The following is a 16,749-nucleotide window of genomic DNA, read 5'->3' on the forward strand; positions in this document are numbered from 1 at the left end:
TCATGCAACCGCTTGAAAATATTCAAGTTTTAGATTTATCCCGCGTTTATGCGGCACCTGCTGGATCAATGATACTGGCGGATTTAGGCGCAGAGGTGATTCGTATTGAGCACCCAAATGGCTCTGACAGTATGCGGGAATGGGGACCTTTCATTCATGATCAAAGTACTTATTACCTCTGTGCGAATCGAAATAAAAAATCGATTACGATTAACTTAAAATCCGAAGAAGGACGCGAACAATTTAAAAAATTAGTAAAAGACGCGGATGTCTTACTGGAAAACTTCAAAACAGGTGATATGGCTCGCATGGGGCTTGGTTATGAAGAATTAAAAAAAATAAATCCACGCCTTATCCATTGTGCTGTCACGGGATTTGGTCAGACGGGTCCCCTTGCCTATGAACCGGGCTTCGATCCTGTCATTCAAGCGATGAGCGGGTTAATGGATGTAACAGGTAGTCTTGGTGGAGAGCCTACGAAAGTCGGGGTACCCATTGCAGATATTTTAACCTCTCATTATGTTGTCATGGGGGTTTTAGCCGCTCTTCGTATGCGCGACCAAACAAATGAAGGTCAATTTATCGATTTATCTTTACTAGATGTACAAATGAGTAGTTTAGCAAATGTGGCCAGTGCTTATGTAAATACCGAGTTTATTTCTGAACGCCTTGGAAACCGTCATAATAACGTAGCGCCTTATCAAGCATTTCATTGTGCTGATGGTTTATTAATGATTTGCGCAGGAACAGATGCACAGTTCCATAAGCTTTGTACCGTACTTGGGCATGAGGAATGGGCTTCAGATGAACGCTTTCTTACAAACTCTTTAAGAAAACAACACGAGTCTGTACTCGTTGAGATGGTTACAGACATTACAATGACAAAAACACGTGACGAATGGATTAAGCTATTGCAACAATTTAAAATACCAGGTGGGCGTGTGAATACAATTGCCGAAGCATTGGAACAACCTCAATTTATCGCACGCGATATGGTGGGAGAAATTGAGCATCCGCAATATGGGAAAGTAAAATTCATAAAAAACCCATTACAATTTTCAAGCTTAAATGTGCAATATAAATTAGCTCCCCCCGTGCTTGGTGAGCATACAGAGCAATTTCAAAAACCCTCTCTTGCAAAATAAAAGTACGCTATAATAAAAGTAATTTTGTTTGAGTAGGTGACGAGATGAAAAAAGAAACATTCGAAAAAAACTATACAATGTCGTCGCTACACAAAGCGATTAAAGTGTTAAAAGCTTTTACGAAAGATGAGCCTAGCCTTTCTTTAACAGAGTTAAGTAAAAAGACCGGGATCACGATTTCAAGTTTACAACGCTTCGTATCCACCTTTGTGTACGAAGGATTTTTGCATAAAGATGAACGAACAAAACGCTACCAGTTAGGGCATTCGCTATTATATTTAGGCAATTTAGTGAAGGAAGAGTCGAGTTTAATCATTGTAGCGGAGCCTATACTCAAAAAGCTAAATGAGGAAATCGGTGAAAGTGTTTCGATGAATATAATTGACGGCCTCGAAAGAAGATGTATTTTAAATTACGATTCAACCTACCCACTCTCTACTAAAATGTTTGTAGGTGATACATCTCCTCTTTATGCAGGGGCCTCGTCGAAAACATTGTTAGCATTTATGCCTAATGTAGAACAATACGTTAGCAATATAACACTTCAGCCTATTACAAATGAGACGGTGTTATCAAAGGAGCAGCTTTTGCAAGAGCTAGAGGACATTCGAAAGCAACGCTATGCCAAAAGTCGAGGCGAACGAGTACGTGGTGCGTGTTCCGTAACCGCCCCTATTTTAAACGCTTCGCATCATATTTTAGCCTCTATTACAATCGTTATTCCGGAAGTCCGCTACAACGATTACAATGAACAAGAATTAATCGATCGAATCAAAAAAGCTGCAACAGCTATCGAAAGGCAGCTGTATTAATAGACAACAGCTCGCCAAAAAGTAAGCCCTTAACCCGCATATCACAATGTTAGAGAAAATCTAACAAGTGATATGCGGGTTTAAACAATTACATTGACTAGCATTTTATTTTAATAACTTATAACGAGTAAATCAACGAACATATATTACCATTTGAGTAACCGTTACTTTCCGCTCCGGCACTCGCTTTCCACGGGCGAGATCAAGCCTCCTCGTCGCTCATTCTTCGCTCCTGCGGGGTCTTGATTGTCTCGCTTTTCCCGTAGGAGTCTCGTGCCTCCGCTACAAGCAACTAGTGTTCAATACAATAATCGGTTGCTAAAAAATAATGCAAGAACCCCATTGATGAAAGTAAAGGCTGGGCAATTACACATGGAAAATAAAAGAAAATGATATCTTTTAAATAAGAGAAATATTTTTCTAGTACATCGAGAAGTATTCACTTTTGCCGTAGCGCGCCATCGCCACAGGAGCCAAGATTCTCTTTGCGACGAAAGTGCAACGTCAGGAGCAGGAACAGGAGATCCAAACAGGCCGCGCCTGTTTTAGCTCCTGTGTAGGCTGTGGCAAAGCGCGGAGGCTGTGATATACACCTTTTACTATTTAACTGGTATTTTTGGGATTGCACTTTTACTCATTACGAGTTAATAACTCATAACGAGTAAATTCACAAATATTTTGTTTAAGGCTGAATGATTTGGTAAATATAAAACATTTCATCTTTATTCATAATTTTTGGCACAGGGTATAGTGGGTTTGCTTCTTTTAACGCACGCTCCACCATTAAAGGGATATCACGGTTCACAATGCCTTCGATTTTATCTGGAATGTGCATATCTCGATTTAGTTGTTTAATTGCTTCGATAAATGCCGCCGATTTTTGAGCTAATGACTGATAAGATGCCCCGATGCCTATTAAATCTGCCAGCTCGGCTAACGGTTTATGCACCGTCTCCCCATAAAATTCAAGTAGGTATGGTAATAACACGGCATTCGCTAAGCCATGTGGAACACCATAAAAACCGCCAAGTGTATGCGCAATTGCATGGACATTCCCCACATAAGCACGGGTAAATGCAACACCTGCTAGGTAGGACGCTTTTTGCATATTTTTACGTGCCGCAACATTTTCCCCATCGCTATAAGCTGTATATACATTATCGAAAATAAGCGTCACCGCTTCTCGACTATATCGACGCGTCTCCTCTGTATTACTTAATCCTATATACGCCTCGACTGCATGCGTTAATGCATCCATGCCCGTTGTCGCTGTAATAAATGGTGGGAGCTTTACCGTTAATAACGGATCCAGCACTGCCACATGCGGAATTAATACCGGGTCCATTAATGCATACTTTTCATGTGTCTCACCGTTTGACACAACGGCTGCCACCGTTGCTTCACTACCTGTACCAGCCGTTGTTGGAATCGCAAAAAATGGCGGCATTTCTTTCCTAATTTTAAGTAAGCCTTTCATCTGTGGGATAGTCAAATTGGGACGTGCAACACGTGCCGCAACCCCTTTTGCACAATCCATTGGCGACCCACCACCAAATGCCAGTATTCCTTCGCAGTGATTTCGCTTATACAGTTCATATGCTTCTTCAATGTTTGTAATTGTTGGATTAGGCACCGTTTGATCGTATATCGCATACCGAATTTGCTGTGCATGAAGCCCTTCTAACAACGGCTGCATCAAACCAAGCGCTGTAATCCCTTGATCCGTTACAATTAACACATGATTTATCCCTGGCTTTCGTACAAGCTCAGGTAACTTTAATAAACTATTTTCTCCTTCTACTACTTCAGGTAATCGATAGTTCATCCATTTCGATGCCAACTTTAATGTGTGCTGATAAGTCCGACAAAACGCTTTATACATTATCCCAATCCCCCCATAAATACCCTTTTCTTTTTTATAACGGAGTACAGCAGAGAAAGTCAAATGATTGTATTTGCTGAAAGTGTATTAACTAAACTGCCTAATCAAATATGATGTCTTAATATTTTACTCTACACTTCATTAAGAGATGAAAATATGAAAAAGTGCAATAACAACTCCGAAAGTCACTAAAATTGTATGCGTTGTTCGAAGACTTTTAACTTTTTTATTTTTAAATAAAACCGCCCCCATGATAGCAGCGATGATCATGAGTATAACGGCTGCTAATCCAATAATTCCTTCGCTCTCCAATTCCCCTTCGTTCAAGTACATCAACACTCCATGGCATATACTTAACATTAGGGCAGCTATTCCAATCAGGATATGATATTTACCTAAAAACTTTGTAATGGATATATAGAGCTGCTTAGATTGTGGAAATGTAGTGATTACGGACTTCATGATTCTTCTAATCGGGAATATTAGCCCCGCAGCACCGATGGCTAACAACGAAGACCAACCGATCAGTTTCCCTATATCCTCATAACGCTCATCTTCGTGGTCTTCTTTGTCACTATGCTCGTCGCCATATTCATAGTGCTCTTCAAAATCGTCATCAGCAAATACAGTCGTTACATATTGAATTGAAAAAATAAATGTCAATGCGATGCATAGTATTTTCAAATATCTCATAAAAAAGCTCCTTTTCATATCGATTGTCAACTCTAGCGTAACCACTCAATATGAAATATATCTGAAAAAACAGTACCTTATTTATTACTTTTGGAAAATGGAGTTACAAAATTTTTTTCTAGAGTAGAATAGACAGTAGAGATATTGATCTCACAATGCTATTTTTTGGTTCTTCACCAAATTGTGTACTTGACCGCACATTCCGTTACGGGCGGACGCTTTCCGCGGGCGAGGTCGAGCCTCCTCGTCGCTCATTCTTCGCTCCTGCGGGGTCTCAACTTTCTCGCTTTTCCCGCTGGAGTCGCCGCCCTTCACTCCATGTGCTTTTAGAGTCCTCCCCTTTTTAATCAAGAACATATTTTGATATTGAACCTATTTTTCAGGTTAATTTCATGTTATTTTCATAAAATGTTTACATAAATCACAAAGTAAAGGTGGGAATATATTGAAAATATTAATTGCAGAAGATGATAATCGTTTAAGAAAAAATATTGTGCACATTATTCAAAAAGAATTTCATCAAGTGGATGCGGTCGATAATGGTCAGGATGCATTAGAATACATACATATTGACCAATACGATCTTGTCATTTTAGATTGGATGATGCCGGAAATAAGCGGCATTGACGTGTGTAAAGCAGCTCGAAAAAACGGATATTCAGGTGGCATTTTAATGTTGACAGCAAAAGATGATAGTTCGGACATTATTCAAGGACTAGATGCAGGGGCTGACGATTATGTCGTGAAACCATTTAAGATGGAAGAGCTTTTAGCTAGAATCCGTGCTGTTTTAAGAAGAAAAGATAAACCGGTTAATCAATTCATTCAAATTGATGATTTAACACTCGATGTAAATGCAAGGACACTTTTTAAAGATCAGGATGAAATTGTATTAACCAAAAATGAATTTCTTTTATTAGAATATCTTTTTGTCAACAAAGGAATCGTGCTGACACGAGAGCAAATTTACTCTCATGTATGGGGGTTTGATTATGAAATAACGAACAATAACCTCGATGCATTAGTAAAGCTCGTTCGTAAAAAAATTGATGATGGGCGACCAAAATCAATCATTGAAAACATTAGAGGCATCGGCTACAGAGTGAGAGCGACATATGTTTAAGAAAACACGAAAAAAATTAACTGTATTTTACTCCACTTGTTTTTTAGGCTTTTTCTTCGTTTTTCTTATCATTCTTTATTTTTCACTTGTTCAACTGATGGATCATCAGCAATTAGAAGAGCTTGAAACCTATTATACTGAACAATATCATGACTTTTTTGAGCATATGTATGACCAAGACCGTAAACTAGAATTCAATCCAAATCGCCTGTATTTTTATTATATTTATACAAAAGAGCAGACGTTAGTTCACGGCGATGAAACTTATAAAGGTTTATACAAAGAAATAGAAAGCATCTATTCAGTGAAAGATACATCTGAAAGTTTCGTAAAGAAATTACATTGGAATGACGAACATTTTCTTCTCTTGTCCAAACCTATACACTTTGACGAGGAGTTACTTGGCTATATTGTTTTAGGGAAATCTACCACATCGCAATATCATTTTTTTCAAAAGATGATTTTGCTATTTGTTGTGTTAGTGATCATTTTTACTTTATTCATTGGCTTTTTAAGTTATTATATGGCTGGAAAAGCAATGGTTCCGATTGAAAACGCGCTTGAAAAACAAAAGAATTTCGTTTCGGATGCTTCTCATGAATTACGAACGCCACTAAGTGTTTTTTATAGCTCTCTTGATATTTTAGCAGCTGATGAATCAAAAAATGTAAGTGATTTTGGCAAAGAATTAATTCAAGATTTAAAAGATGAAGCTGAACTAATGAAAGAACTACTAGAAAAACTATTATTTTTAGCGCGACATGACCAAAATCGTTTAGAAGTAAAAAAAGAAAGTTTCTCCCTAACAGATTTGCTAGTAAGCATTAGTGAAAAGTTTCAACGAACATTACGAGAAGAAATTGTTTTCCAAACAGACATTGAAAAGGATATTGAATTGATTGGAGATCCGAAAAAAATCATTGAGCTAATTTATATACTTTTAGAAAATGCCGTACAATATACACCGCATGGCTCTATCTCTCTAAAGCTTTCACAAACAGATGAGAAAATAAAAATAGTTGTTGAAGATACAGGAATCGGTATTGCTAAGGACGAACTTCCTCTTATTTTCGACCGATTTTTCCGTAGTGACGCTGCGCGAAAAAGAGACGGTACAGGGCTAGGACTGTCTATTGCAGAAGCAATTGTGAAAGAACACGGCGGAGTGATACAAGTACAAAGTGAGTTAGGAAAAGGCACAACATTTTGTACTCTATTCCCTTCCATCAAACAATAAAAAATGGCGTTGCCTGTTCAATTATTGAATGGGTAACGCCTTATTTCTACAATCAAGATGCGATTACATTACGGTTCATAAAAAACACAACACCTTGGAAGTTTATCATTATTCAGTTAAGGCTTTCGTTTCCATCTCGTTCTTTTGTTGAAGTTTTTCCTTTTTCTTATACTCTTCACTAATCACTCGGATAAGGAGCGTAATGGCAACAATTGTTACTGTCGCACCATAAAAAAGTAGGACCAACGTATTTTTAGAATCTGTTCCGATGAATAACCCATGCATTAAGGATAATATCCAAGCTGGTAAAACGAGCATATGCACCTTCTTCCAGATGGAAAAATCCATTTTTCGAATCAAAAGATCAGATGTTACAAAAACGATTAAAAATAAATAAAAGGCGATTGTTCCAAATCCAGAAAATACTGCATGATAGTCCGATAAAAATGGTATTAAGATTTCTGCAATTTGATATGGTTCGTATTGATCAATGATTAATAAAAGCATATGTGCAATAACAGCTATAAACCCCATCCATCCTGCATTTTGATGTAATTGAAAATACAAGTTTTTATTGGATTGGATCGCCGGCGTTTTTCTTAATAAGCCAAAAATAAGCGAAACAGTGAAATAAAAATACGCTAAAAACCCTAATAATCGAATCCATTCCCACGTACTAAGAAACATCTATTTTTCCGCCTCCTTTCAACCAATAGCTGCTTTCATCTTCTTTTACTATAAAGCAAGCACATGGAAGCTTATGTTTATCAAACCATTGTTGAAAATCTTCTTCATGTAGTAAAAAACAAAGTTTCGTTGCCACTTCAGCTACACATAATGAATTTGTCACAACCGTTGTTTGGAGTATAGCACTATCGATTACCTCTCCCGTTTGTCCATTTAATAAGTGATGTTTTGCCTCTCCGTCTTGTCTCCAACTTCTAAACACTCGATTTGACGTGGCAATGGCACCGTTTTTCATTTTGATATAATGCATCTCTTCGTTATTTTTAGATGGATGAGCTATTCCAATGGTCCATACTTTTTCTCCTGATGACCACATTTTCATATCTCCACCACCATCAACAATCCCGTACTCAGGGGCAACCTCATGTTGCAGCCACTGTGCAATTTTTTCAACTACATATCCTTTTGCAAACCCACCTAAGTCAACTTGTTGGTCATCCATTTTCAAAACGCGCTGGCCATTTAAAAACAACAATGGTTTACCGTCTGTCTGGTCCATTTGTATGGATGTCCTTGTTGCCTCTTTAAAAGGAAATGATTGATTGTATCCATGTCGTTCTAATTGGTATTTCAAATAGGGAGAAAATATTTTATTTGTTAACGTGTAATACTCGTCTGCTAGCTTTAAGCAATCATATAACTCAGCCGAAAGCTGCAATGTTTCCCCTATTTTTAATTGATTTAACGTATCTAGCTCATTATTTTGCTCGAACCTAGACCATTCTTTCGCAACATAACACAACCATTTCTCCACTTTTTCTTTCCAATTTACGTTACGCTGTCCAGAAATTTCGATATAAAAGTCCGTATTCATTATGTTTAATGAAAGAGTATCCAAGCTTCTTCATCTCACTTTAAAAATTTAAGATCTTCTCGTTCTTCGATCCATTTGTATACGATCCGGTTGCGGTTGATTCACTCCAACAATCTCAAAATTGGTCCAATCCAATTGAGTAAGTTCTTTTTCACGCTCTGACATGTTTTCTGTTTGTTCATTTGCCAAATTTAACGCCGTGATTGTGGATTCCGATTGTACATCATCATTGAATTGGGTTAAAAGCACTGCAGACAATACTACACCGGATGTACCTAATATCCATTTTGATTTCTTTTGATCTTTCATTGTATCCCCTCCACGTTCTTTACATTGTTAACGACTTACATACGACCGTGTCGCTCTCTTCTTGCCATTCTGCTACATACCCTAACCCATTGGTAATAACACTGATCGGTAGATATACATGATCATTCATATAAAAAGCAGTAGCTGGCATAGGTGATTTTAGTTTGTTATCATAGACAACATTTGTCCCAGCACGAAATAGTAATTCCGTATTCTCAGTAGTTACTTCCAATATTTCGCTTGTATCATAAAGTGTTGCCTTGGCACCTAACATTTCAGCAATCGCTTTGCCTGGAACAAATAATTCTCCATCTAAAGGAATCACATAAAGTGACAATGCATCACTTTCATTTTCCAGCTTGAATTGAACTAATTTCGTTTCGTGAAAAGGTAACTCCCCTTTATTAACGACTGTCGTTCTTGTCCAAATATGCCACGTGTTCATATTTGTTATTACATCTGTTTGGTCATTGTAATATTCATACTCTTCATCGTAGTCGTAGTCGTAATCATCGTCATCGTCATATTCTTCATCGTAATCATATTCCTCATAGTCATCATCATCGTAGTAGTCATCATCGTCCGCCTTGACAATTCCTCCATTTGCAAGGGCCCATACTAATATGACAATCGTTGAAGTTAATCCCATTTTTTTAAAATTCACTTCATCCACTCCCTTCTATAAACGTCATTTTATCTAGGGAAAATGATAATTGCCTGAAAAATACATAAAAAACCCTTCAAGTGTATTATTTTTTTCAAGTTGTTGATTAGTAAAGGAATGCGCAAATATTAGTTTGTAATAAAGCTTGATTAAAAAATTCTATTCATCCCTTATTTAACAGCACATAAAAAAGCTCCATTTTGAAAAAAAAGACCAAAATGGAGCTTTTCGTTTTAGCTAAGTAAGAATGATACATTTATAAAAAAGTTTGATCATTTCCTAAAAGTGTTGCTCAATAATAGCGCACGTTTTCGAGACAGCCATATCTCTTTCTGTAACGATAAAAAACCTTTTATTAGTTACTATGATTGGTATGAGTAAGTAATACTTTATAAATCCTTGTTGAACTAAAGCTCCCGTTAGTTGAAGTGTATAGTTTTCAAAATGTTCAATTAAATTTTGTTAACATATACTCTAATATGGTAAAATCGATTCTATAAAAACTATTACAAATTTTGTAACATATACTTTTACTTACATTATAAAGAAAGAGAGTGTCGATACCATGAAAAAGAAAATACTTGTGCTTTTATCTATGGGTTATGGGTACTCGACTGCAGTTTTCTTTTAGAAAAATAATAATTGGTGGAGTCTGCCTAATTATTTAAAAAGATATGCAGAAAATTTATAATGAGTGAGGTAATATTATGGAAAAAATTATTAGAAAAAACCCTAAGCTAATGCCAAAACCAGTAGGCGACTACAGTCATATCACTAGAGTGCCTAAAGGGGCAGCCTTAATAGTAACATCAGGTCAAATAGGAACAGATATGAACGGCAATATTCCGAAGAGTTTAAACGATCAAATAACTAATACCTTTACAAATATGAAAAAGGTTCTTGAATCAGAGGGGTTGTCTCAAAAGAACGTTATTAAGGTGAATATCTGGGCGACTGAAGAGATAGATTGGGATTATTTCGACCTTAAATGGAATAAGTTTTTTGATAGTGAATTCCCATCTATGACAATTGCATATATATCAGCATTAGGATTGCCTGAATTAAAAATAGAAATTGAACTATGGTGTGCTGAAACTTAATGATAAAAAACGAACAGTGTTTTACTATTCTTGTTGTGAATTTAGAATAAAGATTGATTAAAAAACTCTATTCAAACCCAGCAAATTCAAAAACACCATTTTGAAAAAAAGTTTGATCAAAATGGTGTTTTTCGTTTGAGCTAAATATGATCACTTTATAAAAAAGTTTAATTATTTCCTCATAGTGTTGCTACAGTTTTTTATTTTAAAGCAATATAAATTTCAATATCACCTGTTGATGTATATTTTTCAAAATCTACTGTATAAGCACGCTGCAATTCTCCAGCTTCTTCAAGCCCCCATATTGTTTGCCACATTTTATACACACCTTGCTCGATTTCTTTATCTACAGAGAATACACGATATTGTTGTTCATCCTTTATTCTAATAGTTTCGCCACTGTTAGAAGATTCTACCGCAACTGACAATCGATAATCGCCCTTATAGTTAGACATATATGTATCATACACACCATATACCGTACCTTCATAGCCATGTAACATTGCTCCTGCGCGTTGCCAAAGCTCTCCTATCACTATCGCCATATTAGGGTCTTCAAAATTATTTGTCTTAATGCTATCTACTACATTCAACTCCATATCTATCGCCTCCTTACAACCATTATACAAACATTTGTTCTTGTTTGCAAAATTTTATTTAAAAGTTAATAAAAAGGAAAATAATTATTCACCGCTAAAAGTCGGGGTTGCCATACATGGCACAGTCTCCTCGTCATTCGTACCTCCGTGCCCCACTGCGCTTTCGTCGCAAATAAATTTGGAGCGGAAATCAATCCCAAGTTACAGTGATGAGCCATTTTTAGGATGTATTTTTGCTCATTACGAGTATTCAAATAATAAATTCAACTTATAGAGAGAACTATAATTTTCACATAATGTTCACATCCTAAGAAAGAAATATATAGCTGATCAAGCTATATCTCATTTAAATTTCACATTTATCCTATACAATAAGCGTTGATAAATTTATGATATTTTCTTTTGAAAAGGGAGGATTTTGTTTTGAAAAAAACATCTTTAGCGGCTTTATTCCTAGCAATTTTTGTAAATGCACCAGGTGTTGATGCGCATACACATTTACACAGCACAAATCCAGAAAATGGATCAGAAGTAACAACAGAACTCTCCAGTATCTCTTTAACTTATGAGGGACAAATTGAGGAAGGCAGTTCCTTTGACATAACATCTTCTGAAGGACAAAACATCGAAGTTGAGACATTTTCTATAGAAAATGGCGTTTTAACAGGTTCACTTGCTCAACCTTTAGAAAATGATCAGTATACAGTTGCTTGGACTACAATTAGTGAAGACGGTCATCCGTTAACAGGTGAATTTTCATTTACCGTAAATGTGCCACAAACAACTGTGGAAGAAGCTACTCCTTCAACAGAAGAAGAGACAAAAACTGAGGAAGCAACAGAAGAAGTTTCAGAACAAAAAGCAGAAGCAAATAAGTCTACAGAAAAAGCACAGTCCTCTAACACGATGTTTATAGCATTAGGTCTTTTAGCAGCTATTATTATAGCGAGTGCTATCATTTTATTAAAAAGAAAAAAATAAACGATGACATTATTATTAATACTCAGTCAAGCATTATTATACTTTTGTTTTGCGCTATTGTTAGGGGCATTTATTGTACAAGCAATTCCAGAAGACTATAAACCAACTGTCCACATTAAACGTAAGTGGTTAGTCGTATGTGCAATGGCCATTCCATTACTTACGTTTATGCCAATTTTGCAAGTTGTGCTTATTTTACAGCCTCATTTCGGGTTCTTCACAAGCTTAGCCAACGTTTTAGTCTCGTATAAAATAGGGTTTTCATGGGACATCACATTATTACTTTCTGTTGTGCTGATGATTTATCTGAAGGTTTTCAATAAACGCCTTTCAGTAGGATTATCTATATTCGGCGCATTTCAAGTACTACTTTTAATAGCCGCTGTCGCTTGGGCAAGTCACGCAAGTTCGACGGAGCCATTGTTAGGGTTCATTTTTGACTTCATCCACTTTGTGGCGGTCAGCGTGTGGGTAGGCACGGTATTTGTGATTAGTTGGTTCTCGGTAGATACAAAGAACTGGACACAATTTTTACAATGGTTCTCTCCCACTGCCATGACAGCGTTCGGAGCAGCAGCACTCAGCGGGATATTTCTGACTGATATACTAGTTCCTGATTATATAACAGGATGGTCAACGGATTATGGGCAAGGCTTACTCATTAAGCATTTGCTACTAGTTCCCCTTGTGTTTTATGTTTTAATCAACGGCTTGCTTATCAAACTGAAGTTATCGAAGCCTGGCTTCAATCCGATTCGCTGGGCAAGACTTGAATCCATCCTTTTATTAGCCATATTCGGTGTAACGGCGATATTCAGTCAACAAGAACCACCGATCGAATTTTTAACAGAAGAAACTGTATCAAGCCTATTCCAATTCGTTTATACAGCGCCTCTTGAATTAGGTATGACGGGTCACTTGCAAATGAATTGGTTTGGGTTATTATTCTTCGTTTTAACTGTGGTGTTCATCGTCTTACTATTAGTAAGCTTTTTCAAAAATGCGCCACTAATGATTTCCATGCTGATGGGCTCTGCTATTGTCATTTGCGTCTATTTTGCGCTCATGTCTATTGTCGTATTTAATTTTATTGGGTATTGTTTGTAGTTTGAAGGAGCTGCTTATGCAGGTATTCCTCTGAAATTGGTTATCAGATTCACGGGAGGAACATCTCCTTATACATGCAAACTGCATCTCTATTGTTAGGTAAACACTAACAATGGGAGATGCAGTTTTTTGTATGGGGAAAATAAACGCCATAGAACACTATTTAAGAAGAAGCGTCAATTGAATAATTGATTGGTACAAATAAAAAATAACTGATTATCATTTCACATTTTTAACCAAAATGAATAATAACGTACCCCTCTCTAAAAAAGTTAACAGGAATTTTTGTTAATTCATCTATTCAGTAAGCAATATGCGAGGTGAAGTTTTAGCAATCACTTTTGTTGCTAACCAGCAGCTAATAGTGGCCACGATAATACTTATGCACGCTATTATAATGGTGAATGGCCAATTGATGACTAGCGGCAGCGTTAATAGACCATATTCCATAATCGTATTCTTTAGCATTAAAGGGATGACCTTTGTTCCTATGAAGATACCAAGTATAGAACCGAGTATTGCTCTCATGAAAACACCTAAAGTAATAGACAATCTTATATTCATTGATGTCATCCCAATCGATTTGTAAATACCGTAAACACTACTTAATTTTCTAACATTAATGCGCGAAATGCTAAAAATAATGATACTCATAAACATGATAAATAGCGCCCCTATAATAACTAATGGAATCATTAACACGGTAATTACTTCTTTAAATACTGTGTCCAATAGTGTTTGCTGAGTCTCAACTGAAATAGAATGCTTAAATTCCTTATTAAAAGAGCTCACGACTTGCTCTATTTGATTTTGGTTGTGTACGTTAATTAAAACTCCTACGGGGTCTTTATGTTCAGCTCTTTGTTCATTGATTACTTTAGCTGTTATTCTAGCAGAGTTAGACATATTCGCTATCGATTGATATATACCCGTAATAATAAGGCTATGCCGATTCCCTTCTATATAAATATCTATAATATCGCCTAGATCTTTATTTAATGCCCTCGCTACATTTACACCAATTGCAATCTCATTCATATTTGAAGGATTACGTCCTATAATGGTTTCGTATCCTACATCATCGAAACTATCTTCAATTGCATCAACACTAATCGTTAATGGTAAGGCTTCCTCCCTTGGAATAACTCCAGTAAAATAATTTGTCCAAGCATAATTCTTAATTCTTCCATCAAAAAGTAAATGCTTTTCAAAGCTTTCCTTTGAGAAGACTGCCTCATTGAGTACTGTTACCACAATATCTGCTGAATCATAGCCCCATGAAGGCGCAGTTTGCTTAATTGAAACAAAGCTATTTAGAACGACAGAACTAAATACTAAAATAGCAGCAGTGATGGATGAAAGCATAACAACAAGTATAGAACTTTTCATATTGTTTGTGAGTATTTTCATACCGATTTGTAGTTGGATTGGTAGCTGTATAAAACGTAACATTCGATTAGAGCCATTTATGCGTTTATTTAACTTACTATTAGATTGTTCAGACATTCCATACTTAATCGCTTGAACAGGCTCCACCTGACGCGCTTTGTTTGAATACACAAAAGCAGTGATAAGGACAGCTGTTAATATAGCTAACCCTATTAGTAAATCATTACCAAAATTTTGTACAATATCTAAATTATCACCCGTTTTCAAAAAAGATAATGAGATCTCAATGATGACGCGCGCTAACACATCACTCATTAATAATCCAGGGATGATTGAAAAAATAGATAATATACCGTACTGCAAAATGTATGTTAGTATTATTCCTTTAGATGTAAGCCCTAGTGATTTTATAATCCCAATATTTTTGTAATCTGCTAATATCGCATCAGAAATACTAAAACCAATAATAAATAATGAAATAATTAACATAGCAATGCCTAGTGCTATTATTAGTAATCCAATAATTTTATTAATAATTAAATAGAATGAAGCGATTTGTTCATATTCCATTTTTGTTTCAAGGAATGGGCTTTTAAAATATTCCTCGAATTCCAACCAAAAACTTTGATTTTTTGTATAGTCATCAAATCGGAGCCCCATCATATATTGATCTGTTCCTATCATCATTTGAAATTGTTCCGTGTAATCCTGCTCATTCATCCAAATACGTGCATTGGTTGTAAACGGACCACCATATGGAATATCTACTACAATGGATGACACAACTAGTTTAAAACTCTTCTCACTTGTTTGAAATTCTAACATGTCCCCTATTGATATACCTGCCGTAATAGCTAGGGAAGTTGGAATCCAAATACTCCCTACTTCAGGATAAAGCGTCTTTTCTCCCTCTGCAAAAATCAATTGATCAACAAGAATCGGCGTCTTAGGTGTATTCATCATAAAGAGATAAAGGTTTTTTGATATCTCTGTTTCATTAAATTTTATCCCGGATAAATTTCTATAAGGTATCAGTTCCGAAACTGTAACGCCATTTTGTTGTTGCCACCAGTCCTGCACGAGTGCAGGATTATGAATTTCCCCACTCATTGTCAGAATTTGATGTGCACCATTGGACTCTCGATGAACCTTTTCAAACATATTGTTTGTATTCATCAGCATAGTTATTGATGTAGCTACAAGTAAAGTGGATAACATGATGAGTGTGACGATTAATCCATTTTGTATTTTTCTTTTTCTTAATTGTGCGAGACAAAGTGTAGTAATGGCATTCATAGACTACTCCTTCCCCGAAATATAAGAAAAGATAATATTTTCGCGATCCTGTAGATTTGTTTCCTCTAATTGATCGAAATTTATGATACCTTCAATTTTTCCATCTTTTATCATAATGAGTCTATCTGCTCGACAAGCCGCTTTTATATCGTGCGTAATCATAATAATAGACTGACCATTTCTATTTAAATTTGTCAAAATATCTAATACTGCCACACCTTGATCATAATTTAAACTGCCTGTCGGTTCATCTGCAAAAATGACTTCAGGATCATTTACTAACGATCTAGCAATTGCTGCTCTTTGTTGCTGACCTCCCGAGGTTTGAGAAGGTAATCGATTTAATTGCTCCTCTAATGACATTGCTTTTAGAAGAGATGCTGCTTTTGGAAGAACTAACTGTTTAGCTGTTTTAGCAATATAACCTGGGAGCGCTACATTTTCAAGTAATGTTAAGTCAGGTATAAGATTATTATTCTGATGAATATAACCTATTTTTTTAGCACGTAATTCGGCTAATTCCTTTTCTTTCAATTTATCCAATCTCGCTCCTTGAAAGTAAACTTCTCCAGCTGTTATCGTATCGAGTCCACTTAAAAGATAAAGAAGCGTCGATTTACCTGATCCTGAATTCCCCATGATTACTGTGAAATCGCCTTTGTAAATTTCAACATCAATATTTTTAATGGCATGATATTGTTCATTTCCCGTCGCATAAGTCTTGCACAAATTTTTGGCACGAATAAGAACTTCTTTCTCCATACTAGGTCACCCTCTCTGCATCATTTTCTATAGTGTAAGGGCTATTTATTACTACCACCTTATTGAAATATTAATAAATTATTACAGCA

At 36.1% G+C, this 16,749-nt stretch carries 16 protein-coding genes; 7 read left to right on the forward strand and 9 right to left on the reverse strand.

Going from position 1 to position 16,749, the window contains the following annotated elements; genetic code table 11:
* The first annotated feature begins 2 nt into the window (after positions 1-2).
* Both ACQQ2I_RS13950 and ACQQ2I_RS13955 read left to right on the forward strand, forming a co-directional pair.
* Positions 3-1,145 (forward strand): CaiB/BaiF CoA transferase family protein, encoded by a 1,143-nt coding sequence (locus ACQQ2I_RS13950; RefSeq protein ID WP_431027397.1) that lies wholly within the window; start codon positions 3-5, stop codon positions 1,143-1,145.
* Positions 1,146-1,189: 44 nt separating this feature from the next.
* A complete protein-coding gene (locus ACQQ2I_RS13955; RefSeq protein WP_431027398.1) occupies positions 1,190-1,957 on the forward strand; it encodes an IclR family transcriptional regulator in 768 nt (255 codons plus the stop codon).
* A 682-nt stretch (positions 1,958-2,639) separates the two neighbouring features.
* Here the strand turns inward: ACQQ2I_RS13955 and ACQQ2I_RS13960 are convergent.
* Both ACQQ2I_RS13960 and ACQQ2I_RS13965 read right to left on the reverse strand, forming a co-directional pair.
* Positions 2,640-3,839 (reverse strand): iron-containing alcohol dehydrogenase, encoded by a 1,200-nt coding sequence (locus tag ACQQ2I_RS13960; RefSeq protein WP_431027399.1) that lies wholly within the window; start codon positions 3,837-3,839, stop codon positions 2,640-2,642.
* 141 nt (positions 3,840-3,980) lie between these two features.
* Positions 3,981-4,532 (reverse strand): hypothetical protein, encoded by a 552-nt coding sequence (locus ACQQ2I_RS13965; RefSeq protein ID WP_431027400.1) that lies wholly within the window; start codon positions 4,530-4,532, stop codon positions 3,981-3,983.
* A 445-nt stretch (positions 4,533-4,977) separates the two neighbouring features.
* Between ACQQ2I_RS13965 and ACQQ2I_RS13970 the strand changes: the two genes are divergently transcribed.
* Both ACQQ2I_RS13970 and ACQQ2I_RS13975 read left to right on the forward strand, forming a co-directional pair.
* Positions 4,978-5,655 (forward strand): response regulator transcription factor, encoded by a 678-nt coding sequence (locus ACQQ2I_RS13970; RefSeq protein WP_431027401.1) that lies wholly within the window; start codon positions 4,978-4,980, stop codon positions 5,653-5,655.
* Entirely contained in the window at positions 5,648-6,892 is a 1,245-nt protein-coding gene (locus ACQQ2I_RS13975; protein WP_431027402.1) for a sensor histidine kinase, read from the forward strand. Before ACQQ2I_RS13970 ends, ACQQ2I_RS13975 begins: the two co-directional genes overlap by 8 nt.
* Before the next feature lie 108 nt (positions 6,893-7,000).
* Here ACQQ2I_RS13975 and ACQQ2I_RS13980 read toward each other — a convergent pair whose 3' ends face one another.
* From ACQQ2I_RS13980 to ACQQ2I_RS13995, 4 genes are read right to left on the reverse strand one after another with little or no spacing between them, the layout of a single operon-like run.
* Positions 7,001-7,579, reverse strand: a complete 579-nt coding sequence (locus ACQQ2I_RS13980) for a ferric reductase-like transmembrane domain-containing protein (protein WP_431027403.1) — start codon at positions 7,577-7,579, stop codon at positions 7,001-7,003.
* Entirely contained in the window at positions 7,569-8,453 is an 885-nt protein-coding gene (locus tag ACQQ2I_RS13985; RefSeq protein ID WP_431030522.1) for an FAD:protein FMN transferase, read from the reverse strand. Before ACQQ2I_RS13985 ends, ACQQ2I_RS13980 begins: the two co-directional genes overlap by 11 nt.
* A gap of 48 nt (positions 8,454-8,501) precedes the next feature.
* Positions 8,502-8,762, reverse strand: a complete 261-nt coding sequence (locus ACQQ2I_RS13990) for a hypothetical protein (RefSeq protein ID WP_431027404.1) — start codon at positions 8,760-8,762, stop codon at positions 8,502-8,504.
* Positions 8,763-8,781: 19 nt separating this feature from the next.
* Positions 8,782-9,426, reverse strand: coding sequence for a copper amine oxidase N-terminal domain-containing protein (locus ACQQ2I_RS13995; RefSeq protein ID WP_431027405.1), 645 nt, complete (start codon positions 9,424-9,426; stop codon positions 8,782-8,784).
* Positions 9,427-10,133: 707 nt separating this feature from the next.
* On the opposite strand from ACQQ2I_RS13995, the gene ACQQ2I_RS14000 reads away from it, so the two are divergent.
* A complete protein-coding gene (locus ACQQ2I_RS14000; RefSeq protein WP_431027406.1) occupies positions 10,134-10,526 on the forward strand; it encodes a RidA family protein in 393 nt (130 codons plus the stop codon).
* A gap of 200 nt (positions 10,527-10,726) precedes the next feature.
* On the opposite strand, the gene ACQQ2I_RS14005 is transcribed toward ACQQ2I_RS14000, so the two are convergent.
* Positions 10,727-11,125 carry a GyrI-like domain-containing protein gene (locus tag ACQQ2I_RS14005; RefSeq protein ID WP_431027407.1) on the reverse strand — a complete coding sequence of 133 codons (399 nt, stop codon included), beginning with the start codon at positions 11,123-11,125 and terminating at the stop codon, positions 10,727-10,729.
* A gap of 423 nt (positions 11,126-11,548) precedes the next feature.
* On the opposite strand from ACQQ2I_RS14005, the gene ACQQ2I_RS14010 reads away from it, so the two are divergent.
* Together ACQQ2I_RS14010 and ACQQ2I_RS14015 are read left to right on the forward strand one after the other, a co-directional pair.
* Positions 11,549-12,106 carry a copper resistance CopC family protein gene (locus ACQQ2I_RS14010; RefSeq protein WP_431027408.1) on the forward strand — a complete coding sequence of 186 codons (558 nt, stop codon included), beginning with the start codon at positions 11,549-11,551 and terminating at the stop codon, positions 12,104-12,106.
* A 3-nt stretch (positions 12,107-12,109) separates the two neighbouring features.
* Positions 12,110-13,213 (forward strand): copper resistance D family protein, encoded by a 1,104-nt coding sequence (locus ACQQ2I_RS14015; protein WP_431027409.1) that lies wholly within the window; start codon positions 12,110-12,112, stop codon positions 13,211-13,213.
* A 297-nt stretch (positions 13,214-13,510) separates the two neighbouring features.
* On the opposite strand, the gene ACQQ2I_RS14020 is transcribed toward ACQQ2I_RS14015, so the two are convergent.
* Positions 13,511-15,898: an FtsX-like permease family protein gene (locus ACQQ2I_RS14020; RefSeq protein ID WP_431027410.1), complete on the reverse strand. Its 2,388-nt coding sequence runs from the start codon at positions 15,896-15,898 to the stop codon at positions 13,511-13,513.
* A 3-nt stretch (positions 15,899-15,901) separates the two neighbouring features.
* On the reverse strand, positions 15,902-16,660 hold the full coding sequence (locus tag ACQQ2I_RS14025; RefSeq protein ID WP_431027411.1) for an ABC transporter ATP-binding protein: 759 nt from the start codon (positions 16,658-16,660) through the stop codon (positions 15,902-15,904).
* Positions 16,661-16,749 lie beyond the last annotated feature (89 nt).

Source organism: Lysinibacillus sp. LZ02 (assembly GCF_050613145.1).
Taxonomy (GTDB): Bacteria; Bacillota; Bacilli; order Bacillales_A; family Planococcaceae; genus Lysinibacillus_B.

Excerpts from the sequence above, each read along its gene's own strand:
- ACQQ2I_RS13975 (WP_431027402.1), top strand. The coding sequence starts at position 5,648 with ATGTTTAAGAAAACACGAAAAAAATTAACTGTATTTTACTCCACTTGT.
- ACQQ2I_RS13980 (WP_431027403.1), bottom strand. The coding sequence starts at position 7,579 with ATGTTTCTTAGTACGTGGGAATGGATTCGATTATTAGGGTTTTTAGCG.
- ACQQ2I_RS13960 (WP_431027399.1), bottom strand. The coding sequence starts at position 3,839 with ATGTATAAAGCGTTTTGTCGGACTTATCAGCACACATTAAAGTTGGCA.
- ACQQ2I_RS13950 (WP_431027397.1), top strand. The coding sequence starts at position 3 with ATGCAACCGCTTGAAAATATTCAAGTTTTAGATTTATCCCGCGTTTAT.
- ACQQ2I_RS13985 (WP_431030522.1), bottom strand. The coding sequence starts at position 8,453 with ATGAATACGGACTTTTATATCGAAATTTCTGGACAGCGTAACGTAAAT.
- ACQQ2I_RS14015 (WP_431027409.1), top strand. The coding sequence starts at position 12,110 with ATGACATTATTATTAATACTCAGTCAAGCATTATTATACTTTTGTTTT.
- ACQQ2I_RS13955 (WP_431027398.1), top strand. The coding sequence starts at position 1,190 with ATGAAAAAAGAAACATTCGAAAAAAACTATACAATGTCGTCGCTACAC.
- ACQQ2I_RS14020 (WP_431027410.1), bottom strand. The coding sequence starts at position 15,898 with ATGAATGCCATTACTACACTTTGTCTCGCACAATTAAGAAAAAGAAAA.
- ACQQ2I_RS13965 (WP_431027400.1), bottom strand. The coding sequence starts at position 4,532 with ATGAGATATTTGAAAATACTATGCATCGCATTGACATTTATTTTTTCA.
- ACQQ2I_RS14000 (WP_431027406.1), top strand. The coding sequence starts at position 10,134 with ATGGAAAAAATTATTAGAAAAAACCCTAAGCTAATGCCAAAACCAGTA.
- ACQQ2I_RS14025 (WP_431027411.1), bottom strand. The coding sequence starts at position 16,660 with ATGGAGAAAGAAGTTCTTATTCGTGCCAAAAATTTGTGCAAGACTTAT.
- ACQQ2I_RS13990 (WP_431027404.1), bottom strand. The coding sequence starts at position 8,762 with ATGAAAGATCAAAAGAAATCAAAATGGATATTAGGTACATCCGGTGTA.
- ACQQ2I_RS14005 (WP_431027407.1), bottom strand. The coding sequence starts at position 11,125 with ATGGAGTTGAATGTAGTAGATAGCATTAAGACAAATAATTTTGAAGAC.